We start from the raw sequence: 13601 nt of genomic DNA, 5'->3' as shown, positions 1-13601 counted from the left end.
CCCTGCGTCGGCCTGCGGCCGAGTCAGGCAGTGCTCAGCAGTGCTCAGTGGATAACAAACCGACAGGCAGGTGCATACATCGCTATGAACTCGCTCAGCTCACGCACGGTGCGGACCGTCCTGGTCGCGGTGGCGTCAGGCGCCCTGGTACTGACCGGGTGCTCCGAGAACAAGGGCAGCACGTCCGGAAAGGACTCCGAGGAAGACCAGAAGGAGGCGGCGGTCCAGTCGAAGGCGGTCACCTACGCCGACGAGACCGCCTCGACCGGCCCCGCCAAGGAGGTGGCGGGCGCGCGGAGCGGCGGCACCATCACGGTCTACCAGGAAGCGGGCCTCACGCACCTGGACCCGGGCCAGATCTACGTCTCCGACGCCGGCCAGGTCGCCAACCTGCTCTACAGAGGGCTCACCAACTTCCAGGAGGACGGCAAGGGCAACGTCACCGTCGTCGGTGACCTCGCCACCGACTCCGGCAAGTCCTCGGACGGCGGCAAGACCTGGACGTACACGCTCAAGGACGGCGTCAAGGACCAGAACGGCAAGCCGATCACGTCCGCCGACATCCGCCACAGCGTCGAGCGCACGTACGCGAAGTTCATCTTCGACGGCCCGACCTACCTCCAGACCTGGCTGAGCGGTCCCGAGTACCGGGACGCCCTGCCCGACGGAGGCTTCGGCGACAAGCACCTGCCGGACACCGTCCTGGAGACCCCGGACGACAAGACGGTCGTCTTCCATTTCGACACGGCGCGCCCCGACCTGCCCCAGACGCTGGCGATGCCGGGCTACACCGTCGTCCCTGAGGCGACCGACACCAAGGAGAAGTACGACAAGGCACCGGTCTCCACCGGCCCGTACAAGATCTCCGAGTACAAGATCGGCAAGTCCCTCAAGCTCGTGAAGAACGAGAACTGGGACGCCAAGACCGACCCCGTGCGCCACCAGTACGTGGACGGCTACGACTTCTCCTTCGGGATCACCGAGTCGACGCAGACCAAGCGTCTGATCGCCGACCAGGGTGTGTCCAAGAACGCCATCCAGTTCACCGGCAGCGTCGACTCCACCCAGGTCCAGGACGTCGTCGGCGACGCGGCCACCAACAAGCGCACGATCAAGGGCTACCAGCCCTACGTCATGGTGCTGAGCTTCAACCTCGACCGGGTGAAGAACAAGACGGTCCGCGACGCCGCCGCCTACGCGGTGAACTCCAAGTCGCTCATCGCCGGCGAGGGCGGCGCCTACGGCGGTGACGTGGCCCCGAACCTGTTCGCACCGACCCTGCCGGGCTACGAGGCGGACTACGACCCGTTCGGCCGGCTCAAGTCCCCGGCCGGCAACATCGAAAAGGCCAAGGAACTCCTCGCCGACGTCCCGGCCGCGGAGAAGAAGCTCGTCTTCGCCTACCCGAACACCGAGCAGGGCCAGCGCCGCAAGGTGGCCGTCGAGGACGCCCTGACCAAGGTCGGCTTCGACGTCGTCGCCAAGGAACTCGACGGCGCCAGCTACTACGAGCAGATCGGCAAGCTCGCCAACCCGTACGACATGTACATCACCGGCTGGGGCCAGGACTGGCCGTCGCCGGGCACGGTCGTCACGCCGATCTACGACGGTGACCAGGTCGCCGACGGCGGGTCGAACTACTCGCACGTCAACGACCCCAAGGTCCAGGAGTTGATCAAGAAGGCGCTCACCCAGGAGCCGACGGAGGCCGCGGCGACCTGGAAGGAAGCGCACCACTACATCCTGGAGGAGATCAACCCGGGGCCCCCGCTGTGGTACACGAAGCAGCTGCAGCTCTTCGGCTCCAACATCGGCGGTGCCCGCTACAGCACCGAGTCCAGCTACATCGACGTCAACAACCTGTTCCTGAAGTCGTAGCTCTCCACGGCTGACCGCGGGGGTGCGCACCAGGCGGAGCGCACCCCCGGGTTCCGCGAGACCTCCCCAACCACCCGGCAGAGAGCAGCCAACCCGCCATGGTTCAGTTCATCATCCGGCGCACGATCGGTGCCCTGGTCACTCTGTTCCTGATCGGTGCCGCCACGTTCTTCCTGTTCATCGCGGCCCCCTCCGACTACGCCTCACTGGCCTGCGGCCGGGACTGTTCTCCGCAGCGGCTTGAGGACATCCGTGAGGCGCTCGGCCTCAACCTGCCGGTCGCGCAGCAGTTCTGGGACTTCATGTCCGGCATCGTCACCGGACGCGACTTCCCCGACGGGCACTGCTCGGCGCCCTGTCTGGGCCAGTCGTTCTACTCGGGCGACTACGTCTGGGACACCATCAAGGACCGCTTCCCGCTGACCCTCTCCCTGACCATCGGGGCCGCGATCACCTTCCTCATCGTGGGCCTCGGGACGGGCATGCTCGCCGCCTACCGACGAGGATCCGTGGTCGACAAGACCGCCACGGGCGCCTCCATGGTCCTCAGCTCGTTCCAGATCTACTTCCTCGGCCCGATCGCCCTGATGATCTTCGTCTACAGCACGGGCTGGATGGAGGACCCGCACTACGTCCCGATCACCGAGAACCCGGTCGACTGGCTGATCGGACTCTCCATCCCCATGGTCGTGATGGCCACCATCTTCACCGCGCAGTACACCCGTATGGCACGCTCCTCACTGATCGAGCAGCTCGCCGAGGAACACGTACGCACGGCCAAGGCCAAGGGCATGGCACAGCGGTACGTGTTCTTCCGCTACGCCTGGCGCGGCTCCCTCATCCCCATCGTCACCGTGCTCGGCATCGATCTCTCCAGCCTGCTCGGCGGTGCCGTGGTCACCGAACTGACCTTCTCTCTCCAGGGAATCGGCCGGCTCGCCGTGGACGGCGCCGTCAACAAGGACCTCCCGCTCACGATGGGCGTCATGCTGGTCGGCGCCTTCGCGATCCTCATCCTCAACATGATCACCGACATTACGTACGCCTGGATCGACCCGCGTATCCGGCTTTCGTAGGAAGAGCGACCACGTGACCACACTGACCAAGGCCGAGGACGCGCCGGCGCCGACCGGGCCCGAGGGCTTTCTGTCGGTCCGCGATCTGAGTGTGCGGTTCGCGACGGAGGACGGCGTCGTCAAGGCAGTCGACGGTCTCTCCTTCGACGTCGCACGGGGCAAGACCCTGGGCATCGTGGGCGAGTCGGGCTCCGGCAAGTCCGTGACCAACTTGACCATCCTCGGTCTGCACAACCCCAGGACCACCACGATCGACGGCGAGATCGTCCTCGACGGGCAGGAACTGGTCACCGCCACCGAGAAGGAACTGGAGAAGGTGCGCGGCAACAAGGCCGCCATGATCTTCCAGGACCCGCTCACGGCCCTCTCGCCGTACTACACGGTGGGCCGGCAGATCGCCGAACCCTTCATGAAGCACACCGGCGCCTCGAAGAGGGCCGCCTGGGCACGGGCGGTGGAGATGCTCGGCAAGGTCGGCATCCCCAACCCCAAGGATCGGGCCAACGACTATCCGCACCAGTTCTCCGGTGGCATGCGCCAGCGCGCGATGATCGCCATGGCCCTGGTCTGCGACCCGGACCTGCTGATCGCCGACGAGCCGACCACGGCGCTCGACGTGACCGTCCAGGCGCAGATCCTCGACCTGCTCAAGGACCTCCAGCAGGAGTTCGGCTCGGCGATCGTCTTCATCACCCACGACCTCGGGGTGATCGCCGACATGGCCGACGACATCATGGTGATGTATGCGGGCAGCGCCATCGAGCGCGGCACCACCGACCAGGTGCTCCGCTCGCCGCAACACCCCTACACCTGGGGCCTGCTGAACTCCATGCCGCGTCTCGACTCCGACCTCGCGGCCCCCCTCGCCCCCATCCCGGGCACCCCGCCGTCGCTGCTCGACCCGCCGTCCGGCTGCCGCTTCCACCCCCGGTGCACCTTCCAGGACCGGGTGGGCGGCAACCGCTGCGTCACCGAGCGCCCGCTGCTGGGCCCGGACCGCTCCTCGGCCTGCCATCTGACGGCCGACCAGAAGCGGACCATCTTCATCGAGGAGATCCGGCCCCGCCTGGGCTAGGACGGCAGCACCATGAAGGACGACAACGTGAGGAAAGAGGAGTCATGACAGAGGACCTCGTCCTCCCCGCCCCGCGCGGGGCCGCCGTCGACTCGGCAGGGGAGCCGCTCCTGGTGGTCGAGGGGCTGGTCAAGCACTTCCCGGTCAGGGGCGGCTTCCCGATCCGCCGTACCGTCGGCCAGGTCCAGGCCGTCGACGGCATCGACCTGACCGTGCACGTCGGGGAGAGCTTCGGCCTGGTGGGGGAGTCGGGCTGCGGCAAGTCCACCACCGGCCGGCTGATCACCCGGCTCCTGGAGCCGACCGCCGGCACGATCTCCTACCGCGGCAAGGACATCACGCGTGCTTCGCGCAAGCAGCTCGCCCCCATCAGGTCCGAGATCCAGATGATCTTCCAGGACCCGTACTCCTCGCTGAACCCCCGCCAGACGGTCGGCAAGATCATCTCGAACCCGATGGAGATCAACGGGATCGAGCCGCAGGGCGGCCGGGAGAGGCGGGTGCGCGAACTCCTCGAAATCGTCGGCCTCAATCCCGAGCACTACAACCGCTTCCCGCACGAGTTCTCCGGCGGCCAGCGCCAGCGTATCGGCGTGGCGCGGGCGTTGGCCCTGGAGCCGAGGCTGATCGTCGCCGACGAGCCCGTCTCGGCCCTCGACGTCTCGATCCAGGCCCAGGTGGTGAACCTCCTCCAGCAGGTCCAGCAGGAACTCGGCATCGCGTTCCTGTTCATCGCCCACGACCTGGCTGTCGTGCGGCACTTCTCGCACCGCGTGGCGGTCATGTACCTCGGCAAGGTGATCGAGGTCGGCGACCGCGACTCCATCTACACCCGCCCCCGCCACCCGTACACCCACGCCCTGCTGTCCGCGGTGCCCGAGGTCAACCTGGCGGACGATGCGGCGCCCGCCCGGGAGCGGATCCGGCTCGCCGGCGATGTCCCGTCCCCGATCTCCCCGCCTTCCGGCTGCCGCTTCCGCACCCGCTGCTGGAAGGCCCAGGACAAGTGCGCCGCCGAGGAGCCGCCGCTGATCCGCCTCTCCGGCAACCACGACGGCCACTTGACGGCCTGTCACTTCCCGGAGGACCCGACGATCGAGGCGCGGGACGAGGACATCGTGCTGGATCCGGCGCTGGCTGCGCTGGAGGAGTCGCTGGAGAACAGCGGCGAGGACTGACTGCGACGAAGGCCCGCACCCGGGGAGGGCGCGGGCCTTCTGTCCCCTGGAACCGGACGATCATGGGCTCGGGTCAATGGGCCGGTGATGGTCCGTTCCGTGGGCGGCGGCTGACGAAAAGGGGTGTGTCAGGCCGTCGCCTGGGGGTCCTTGGAGAGACGCGGAGCCGGAATCGTCTCCTCCGTCTCGGGGTAGTGGCAGGCGGTCAGGTGGCCGGGCTTGTTGCCCTCGACCTGGACCAGCGGCGGCGCCTCCGTCGCGCACTTCTCGGTCGCCTTCCAGCAGCGGGTGCGGAACCGGCAGCCGGACGGCGGGTTGATCGGGGAGGGCACGTCGCCGGTCAGGCGGATGCGCTCGCGGGCGGGCGTGTCGTCGGCCGTGGCTTCCGGTACGGCGGACAGCAGGGCCCGCGTGTAGGGGTGGCGCGGGTTGCCGTACAGGTCCTCGCGGTCGGCGATCTCTACGATCTTACCGAGGTACATGACCGCCACGCGCTGTGAGAAGTGCCGCACGACAGCCAGGTCGTGGGCGATGAAGACGAACGCGATGCCGAGTTCCCGCTGCACCTGCTGGAGCAGGTTGACGACCTGGGCCTGGATCGACACGTCCAGCGCGGAGACCGGCTCGTCCGCGACGATCAGCTTCGGCTCCAGGGCCAGCGCGCGGGCGACGCCGATGCGCTGGCGCTGACCGCCGGAGAACTCGTGCGGGAAGCGGTTGAAGTGCTCGGGGTTGAGGCCGACGATCTCCAGCAGCTCGCGGACCCGCTTCTCGCGGCCGCCCTCGGGGTTGATGTCGTTGATCTCCATCGGACCCGCGATGATCTTGCCGACCGTGTGCCGCGGGTTCAGCGAGGCATACGGGTCCTGGAAGATCATCTGGATCTCGGAGCGGACCGGCGCCAGCTGCTTGCGGCCCGCGTGGGTGATGTCCTTGCCGCGGTAGGAGATCGTGCCGGCGGTCGGCTCCAGGAGCCGGGTGATCAGCCGGCCGGTGGTCGACTTGCCGCAGCCCGACTCGCCGACCAGGCCGAGGCTCTCACCCTCGTTGACCTGGAAGTCGAGACCGTCGACGGCCTGCACCGCGCCGACGGTCCGCCGGATCGGGAAGCCACCCTTGATGGGGAAGTGTTTGGTCAGCCCGGAGACGTCCAGGAGGGGAGGGGTGCTGCTCATGGTGGTGAAATCCCGTCTTGAGTACGTCAGTTGGCGCGGCTGCCGGCGAGGTCGCTGAAGAACTCGCGGCGCTGGTCGGCGGTCAGATGGCAGGCGGACCCACGTCCGTCGACGATCTCCAGGAGCGGCCGCTCCGACGAGCACAGCCCGCCCTCGACCTTCTCGGGGAAGGCGCACCGCGGGTGGAACCGACAGCCCGACGGCGGGTTCAGCAGCGACGGCGGCGAACCCGGGATCGGGTTCAGCGGGACGTCGACCGGGTGGTCCAGGCTCGGCATCGAGCCCAGCAGGCCCCAGGTGTAGGGGTGCTGCGGGTCGCGCAGCACCTCCTGCTTCGTGCCGCGCTCCACGCATCGGCCGCCGTACATCACCAGCACGTCGTCGGCGATGTCGGCTATCACGCCGAGGTCGTGGGTGATGAAGATGATCGCGGTGCCGAACTCCTTCTGGAGGTCCTTGAGCAGGTCCATGATCTGGGCCTGCACGGTCACGTCCAGCGCGGTGGTCGGCTCGTCGGCGATCAGCAGCTCGGGGTCGCAGACCAGGGCCATGGCGATCATCGCGCGCTGGCGCATACCGCCGGAGAACTGGTGCGGGTAGTCGTCCACCCGCACGTCCGGCTGCGGGATGCCGACCCGGGTCAGCATCTCGATCGCGCGGGCCCGGGCCACCTTCTTGGAGCAGCCGGTGTGCTTCCGGTACGTCTCGGCGATCTGCTGGCCGATGGTGTGGTACGGCGACAGCGAGGTCAGCGCGTCCTGGAAGATCATCGACATCTTGTTGCCGCGGAGCTTCTCCAGGGTCTTCTCCGGCGCCCCGTTCAGCTCCTCGCCGTCGAGGACGATCGAGCCCTCGACCGTGGTGCTGTCCGGGTTGTGCAGACCCAGGATGGTCAGGTTGGTGACCGACTTGCCCGACCCCGACTCACCCACGATGCCCAGCGTCTTGCCGCGTACGAGGTCGAAGGACAGACCATCGACGGCCTTGACGACGCCGTCCTCGGTCGAGAAGTGCACCTTCAGATCCTTGATGGACAGGAAGGGCTGCTGTTCGGTGCTCGTCACGGGGACGCTCCAGTAAGGGGTGATGCGGGGTAGCTGGTGGGGGCGAGGGTCAGGCGAGCCTGATACGGGGGTCGATGAGGGCGTAGCAGGCATCGACCACGATGTTGGCGACCACCACGAAGGAGGCGGTGAGGATCATGACGCCCAGCAGCATCGGAAGGTCGTTGGTGAAGACCGACTTGATGGCGAGCAGGCCGAGGCCCTGGATGCTGAAGGTCTTCTCGGTGATCATGGCGCCGCCGAGCAGTACGCCCAGGTCGATGCCGAAGATGGTGACGATCGGACCCATGGCGCCGCGCCAGGCGAACCGGAAGAAGACGGTGCGCTGCGACAGACCCTTGGCACGAGCCGCGCGAACGTAGTCCTCGCTGAGCGTCTCGACCATCTGGGAGCGCGTCATACGCGTGTAGTTCGCGGTGAAGATCAGGGCGAGGACCAGCCAGGCGAGCACCAGTCCGCCGAACCAGGCGGTGGGGTCCTCGGAGAAGGGTGTGTACGACGGCTGGGACAGGATGTGCCACTGGTACACGAAGAGGAACATCGCCAGCGTGCCGACGAAGTAGATCTGCATCGACGAGGCGACCAGCGAGGCACCGCTCGCGATCTTGTCGAGCGGCTTGCCCTGCTTGAGGGCGGCGAGCATACCCGTGCCGATACCGAAGACCAGGAAGACCACGGCCGCGCCGAGGGTCAGCGAGAAGGTCGCCGGGAAGCGGTCCAGGACGGTGTTGAGGACCGGCTCGCGGTTGATGAACGAGTAGCCGAGGCAGGGCGCGTCGCAGCTGCCGAAGCCCGGGTACTCACGGCCCAGGAAGATGCCGGTGAGCCAGTGCCAGTACTGCATCGGCACCGACTCGTCCATCCCCGTGTTGTGCTTGATGAGCGCGAGGGTCTCCGGGGTGCAGATCTTGCCGCACGCCATACGGGCCGGGTCGCGCGGCACCGCGTAGAAGAGCATGAACGTGATCGCGCTGATGATCAGCAGCGTGATCACGGCGCCGAGGAAGCGCCGGGTGAGGAAGCGAAGCATCGGGAGTGGCTTTCCTGGGAGGGCCGTCGTGCGGATCGGGCCGGGCCGGGATGACCGGGGGCCCGGAGGACGAGAGCCGAGGGTGGGGGCGGCCGGTTCGGTCGCCCCCACCGCTCAGGGATGGATCAGGCCTTGACGTACATCTTGTAGAGCATGCAACCGTCGAAGTTCGGGTCCATCTTCACGTTGCCGAGCTTGGAGCCGTGCATGTAGATGCGCTTCATGTAGACGTCGGGGATGAAGGCACCCGTCTCCGTGACCTGCTTGTCCAGGGCGGCCCACATGTCGTTCGCCTTGGTCTGGTCGACCTCGGCGGTCGCGGCCTTGATGGCGGCGTCGACGGCCGGGTCCTTCAGGTGCGAGTAGTTCTGGCCCTGGTCGACGACCTGGCTGCTCTCGAACAGCGGCTGGAAGACCGAGTAACCGGTCGGCCAGTCGGAGGACCAGCCACCCCAGTAGACGTCGAAGCCGTTGTCGAGCTTGCCGACCTGGTCGTACCAGGTGGTGGAGTCGATCGGCTTGGTGACGACCTCGAAGCCGGCGGCCTTCAGGGCGTTCTCGATGACGACCTTGATCTTCGCCTGCTGCTCGTCGTTCTGGTAGGCGTAGACGACCTTGTAACCGGACTTGCCGGCCTTCTCCAGGACCTTCTTCGCGGCGGCCGGGTCGCCCTGCGGCTTCTTCAGCTTGCCCCAGACGTCCTGCGACTTGTAGCCGGCGACGAGCGGGCTCATGATGCCGGTCGCGTAGTCACCGCGGTGGGTGCCACCCATCAGCTGGCGGATCTGGGCGGTCGGCCAGGCCTTGATGATGGCCTCGCGGACGGCGATGTCGTCGACCCGGGTGGTGTTGATCCAGTAGCAGCTGACGCCGGAGCCCAGCTCCTCGAAGACGCGGTCCTTGGCCTCGGTGGTGGCCTTCTGGATGCGCTCCTGGGGGATGGTGCGCCACGAGACGGCGTACTGGTCGTTGCCGGAGTCGGCGAGCAGACGGTCGATCGCGGTCAGCTGCTCGACACCGAAGGTGAAGTCGAACTGGTCCGGGTAGGCGTTGCGGATCGGGTCCGTCGCCGCGTCCCAGTGCTCGTTGCGGACCAGGACCATCGACTTGTCGGTGACGTGCGTCTTGATCTTGTAAGGACCGCTGGAGACAGGCTTCTTGTCGTAGTCCTGCTTCGTGTCCTTCTTCTCCGGGGTCGGCGCGTAGGAGTGCATCGCGACGACGTAGTTGAAGTCGGGACGCGCCTCGGAGAGGTGGAAGGTGATGGTCTTCCCGCTCGTCTCGATCGACTTCAGGTGCTTGCCCTTGTACGGGCCCGGGTACGACTTGCGGTAGTCCGAGGAGCCCGTCAGCCAGGTCTGGACGTAGAAGGCGCCCTCGGTGATGAAGTTGGCGAAGGCACGCTCGATGCCGTGGCGGACGTCGTCGACGGTGACGTCGGAGCCGTCCTCCCACTTGACGCCGTCCTTCAGGGTGAAGGACCAGGTCTTGCCGCCGTCCGTCATGGTGCCCGTGTCGGTGGCGAGGTCGCCGACCAGGGTCATCGTGCCGTCGTCGGCGACCTTGTAGCCGGTCAGCGTGCGGGAGAGCACGACCGCCGCGAGCGAGTTCCAGGCGTAGTAGATGCGCTGCGGGTCGAGGTGCGAGAAGTCGTCGTCGTTCAGCAGGTAGACGGTGCCACCCTTCTTCGCACCGGAGACCTCGGGGGCCGGGCCCTTGGAGTCCTCGGCGGTACCGATCTTGACCGTGGTCGTGTCGGCCTTGGCGGCCTCGGCCTTCCCGCCACCACCGGAGTTGCTGGTGGAGTCACCGCTGCTGCACGCGGTCAGCACGGAGCCGGACGCGGCGGCGACGCCGGTGGCTATCAGGAAGTTTCTGCGCGAGAAGGACATCGCAATCCTGCCTTGGAATGAGAGTTGATGAGAGAGGTGGTCCGGCACCCCGGCGCCTTTGCCGTGGTCCTGAAGGGCCGGAGTCAGCGCTTGGTCTTCGGGTCGAGCGCGTCGCGTACCGAGTCACCGAGCAGGTTGAACGCCAGCACGAAGATCACCATGGCCAGACCCGGGAAGAGCAGGAAGGTGATGTCGTCCTGGTAGAACTTGGCGGCGTAGCCGATCATTGCGCCCCAGTCGGGGGTCGGGTCCTGAAGACCGACGCCGAGGAAGGCGAGACCCGCTTCCGTGGTGACCATCAGCGGGAGCATGAGGGTCGCCTGGATCAGGATCGGCGTCCAGAGGTTGGGCAGCAGCTCCTTGAAGATGATGCGGGCCGGGGACGCGCCCGTGACCTTCGCGGCCTCGACGAACTCCCGCTCGCGCAGGGCCAGTACCTGGCCGCGCAGCAGTCGGGCGATGGAGGCCCAGCCGAAGGCGGTGAGCAGCAGGATCATCGCCGTGACGATGAGCCAGACCGGGGTGTTCTCCTCGGCGCCCACGAACAGGGCGATGACGACCGGCGTGAAGGCCACGAAGAACAGCTGCTGGGGGAAGGCGAGCAGGATGTCGATGACCCGGCCTATGAACCAGTCCGTCTTGCCGCCCACATAGCCGGCCGTGACGCCGATGGCCACACCGATGATCACGACGAGGATGGTGATGGCCGTGGCGATCAGCAGCGAGTTGCGCATCGCGTAGAGCAGGAAGGTGAAGACGTCCCGCCCGAGCTGAGGGTCGATGCCGAACCAGAACTCGCTGCTCACACCGCCGTTGGGTCCGACCGGGAAGCCGTTGTCGCCCAGCAGGCCAGGAGTGTTGATCCCGTACGTCGTGTACGGGTCCTTGCCGTACAGCTTGGAGATGAGCGGTGCGGCCAGCGCGATCACAAAGAAGAAGATCACGACGAACGCGGAGATGACGCCCGTGCGGTCGCGCTTGAACCGGCGCCAGGCGAGCTGCCCGGGAGACCGGCTCTCGTTCACCTTCGGGGCGTCAGAAGTGATCGACTTCTCGACGCTCTCGTCGGTCGCCTCAAGCGGCGCAGCCGCTGATGGAGTTGGGGGGGTCATGGTGCTCCTGGCCCAAGGGAGGGTCTGAATGACTCCGCAGGGCGCTCCCCTACGGGCTACGCCGGACTTTTTCAACGCAATTCATTCAAGGTCAATAAATTCTCGGTCGGCTTGGTTGTCTCTTTACTTTCTTTACTCGGGCTTGACTGTTCCGTAGCTACGCGGGTAGCCCAATGTGATCGACTCGTGTCTTGACTCGGACCAACTGGACTAATCGGGCAAGGAGTTCGTTATGCGGACGCCCGAGTGCCGAAATGCGTACATCGGAAGGTCACATTCCAACGGTTCGGCATCGGTTGCCGAAGATCCATTGCGCCCTGCATCCAAGATCCACTGACGGAGACCCGAATGGGTCTGTGTAGGCCCCCGAAAGGTGGGGTGCGTGTGCGATGGGAGGTATTTGCCCCGATATTTACCGATAACGGTTCAGGACCCCGGCGCTGGAAGCGCAGCGCAGTGAAGAGGAGGCACTCCATGCGTGGAGCCACGCACGCCAAATGGGCCGCATGCGCGGTGGCGGTAGCCCTCGCCGCGACGGCCTGCGGGGGCGGGGACGACGACGGCGGTGGCGGCAGCGGCGACGGCGGCGCGGTGCTCAGTGCCTCCTGGGGCGACCCACAGAACCCGCTGGAGCCCGCGAACACCAACGAGGTGCAGGGCGGCAAGGTCCTCGACATGATCTTCCGCGGCCTCAAGCGGTACGACCCGGAGAGCGGTGACGCCGAGGACATGCTCGCCGAGAGCATCGAGACCTCCGACTCGCAGACCTTCGAGGTCACCGTCAAGGACGGCTGGACCTTCAGCAACGGAGAGGAGGTCACCGCGAAGTCCTTCGTGGACGCCTGGAACTACGGTGCCAGCCTGAAGAACAACCAGCGCAACGCCTACTTCTTCAGCTACATCGAGGGCTACGACAAGGTCCACCCCGAGGACGGCGGCAAGCAGACCGCCGAGACCCTCTCCGGCCTGGAGGTCACCGGGGACCGGACGTTCACCGTCAAGCTCAGCCAGAAGTTCTCGACGTTCCCCGACACCCTCGGCTACCCGGCCTTCGCCCCGCTCCCGCAGGCCTTCTTCGACGACCACGACGCCTGGCTGTCCAAGCCCGTCGGCAACGGCCCGTACATGATCGACTCGTACAGCAAGGGCTCCCAGATGTCGCTGCGCGCCTGGGAGGACTACCCCGGCGACGACTCGGCCCAGAACGGCGGGGTCGACCTGAAGGTCTACACCGACAACAACACCGCCTACACCGACCTGATCGCCGGCAACCTCGACCTCGTCGACGACGTCCCGGCCTCCCAGCTGGCAAACGTCGAGAGCGACCTCGGCGACCGCTATCTGAACACCCCGGCCGGCATCATCCAGACCCTCGCCTTCCCGTTCTACGACAAGGACTGGGACAAGGCCGACTCCGACAAGGTCCGCAAGGGCCTGTCCCGGGCGATCGACCGCGACCAGATCACCAAGACGATCTTCCAGGAAACCCGGACGCCCGCCACCGACTGGACCTCACCGGTCCTCGGTGCGGAGGGCGGGTTCAAGGAAGGGCTGTGCGGTGAGTGGTGCGAGTACGACCCGGACGCCGCCAAGAAGCTGATCGAGGAGGGCGGCGGCCTGCCCGGCGGCCAGGTCACCATCACCTACAACGCCGACACCGGCTCCCACAAGCAGTGGGTCGACGCCGTCTGCAACTCCATCAACAACGCCCTGGACAACGACAAGGCCTGCGTCGGCAACCCCGTAGGTACCTTCGCCGACTTCCGCAACCAGATCACCGACCACAAGATGAGCGGACCGTTCCGGGCCGGCTGGCAGATGGACTACCCCCTCATCCAGAACTTCCTCCAGCCGCTGTACTACACCAACGCCTCCTCCAACGACGGCCAGTGGTCCAACGAGGAGTTCGACAAGCTCGTGGACCAGGCCAACGCCGAGACCGACACCGGCAAGGCCGTGGAACTCTTCCAGCAGGCCGAGGAGGTACTGCGGGACGACATGGGCGCCATCCCGCTGTGGTACCAGAACGGCAGCGCCGGCTTCTCGGAGCGGCTCTCCGACGTCAAGCTCAACCCCTTCAGCGTCCCCGTGTACGACCAGATCAAGGTCAGCTGAGCGCCC

At 66.6% G+C, this 13601-nt stretch carries 10 protein-coding genes; 5 read left to right on the top strand and 5 right to left on the bottom strand.

Features of this window, described 5'->3' with window-relative positions:
- The first annotated feature begins 84 nt into the window (after positions 1-84).
- From AB0Q90_RS35085 to AB0Q90_RS35070, 4 genes are all read left to right on the top strand, one after another.
- Positions 85-1878, top strand: coding sequence for an ABC transporter substrate-binding protein (locus tag AB0Q90_RS35085; protein ID WP_363161844.1), 1794 nt, complete (start codon positions 85-87; stop codon positions 1876-1878).
- 98 nt (positions 1879-1976) lie between these two features.
- Positions 1977-2954 carry an ABC transporter permease gene (locus AB0Q90_RS35080; RefSeq protein ID WP_363161843.1) on the top strand — a complete coding sequence of 326 codons (978 nt, stop codon included), beginning with the start codon at positions 1977-1979 and terminating at the stop codon, positions 2952-2954.
- A gap of 13 nt (positions 2955-2967) precedes the next feature.
- Positions 2968-4029, top strand: a complete 1062-nt coding sequence (locus tag AB0Q90_RS35075) for an ABC transporter ATP-binding protein (RefSeq protein ID WP_363161842.1) — start codon at positions 2968-2970, stop codon at positions 4027-4029.
- A gap of 44 nt (positions 4030-4073) precedes the next feature.
- Positions 4074-5207: a dipeptide ABC transporter ATP-binding protein gene (locus tag AB0Q90_RS35070; RefSeq protein WP_363161841.1), complete on the top strand. Its 1134-nt coding sequence runs from the start codon at positions 4074-4076 to the stop codon at positions 5205-5207.
- 128 nt (positions 5208-5335) lie between these two features.
- Here the strand turns inward: AB0Q90_RS35070 and AB0Q90_RS35065 are convergent, their stop codons facing one another.
- From AB0Q90_RS35065 to AB0Q90_RS35045, 5 genes are all read right to left on the bottom strand, one after another.
- The gene (locus tag AB0Q90_RS35065) at positions 5336-6382 is read right to left on the bottom strand and encodes a dipeptide ABC transporter ATP-binding protein (RefSeq protein ID WP_363161840.1); all 1047 of its coding nucleotides are present in this window, start codon (positions 6380-6382) and stop codon (positions 5336-5338) included.
- Between the two features lie 26 nt (positions 6383-6408).
- On the bottom strand, positions 6409-7446 hold the full coding sequence (locus tag AB0Q90_RS35060) for an ABC transporter ATP-binding protein (RefSeq protein WP_363161839.1): 1038 nt from the start codon (positions 7444-7446) through the stop codon (positions 6409-6411).
- A 49-nt stretch (positions 7447-7495) separates the two neighbouring features.
- Entirely contained in the window at positions 7496-8476 is a 981-nt protein-coding gene (locus AB0Q90_RS35055; RefSeq protein WP_363161838.1) for an ABC transporter permease, read from the bottom strand.
- A gap of 125 nt (positions 8477-8601) precedes the next feature.
- Positions 8602-10368: an ABC transporter substrate-binding protein gene (locus AB0Q90_RS35050; RefSeq protein ID WP_363161837.1), complete on the bottom strand. Its 1767-nt coding sequence runs from the start codon at positions 10366-10368 to the stop codon at positions 8602-8604.
- A gap of 83 nt (positions 10369-10451) precedes the next feature.
- The gene (locus AB0Q90_RS35045) at positions 10452-11480 is read right to left on the bottom strand and encodes an ABC transporter permease (RefSeq protein WP_363161836.1); all 1029 of its coding nucleotides are present in this window, start codon (positions 11478-11480) and stop codon (positions 10452-10454) included.
- A gap of 474 nt (positions 11481-11954) precedes the next feature.
- Here AB0Q90_RS35045 and AB0Q90_RS35040 point away from each other — a divergent pair, with 474 nt between their 5' ends.
- Entirely contained in the window at positions 11955-13595 is a 1641-nt protein-coding gene (locus AB0Q90_RS35040; RefSeq protein WP_363161835.1) for an ABC transporter substrate-binding protein, read from the top strand.
- The last annotated feature ends 6 nt before the right edge of the window (positions 13596-13601 follow it).

Source organism: Streptomyces sp. NPDC079141 (assembly GCF_040686775.1).
Taxonomy (GTDB): domain Bacteria; phylum Actinomycetota; class Actinomycetes; order Streptomycetales; family Streptomycetaceae; genus Streptomyces.
Note: the sequence above shows the minus strand (reverse complement) of the source record. Positions and strands in the feature narration are given on the sequence as shown.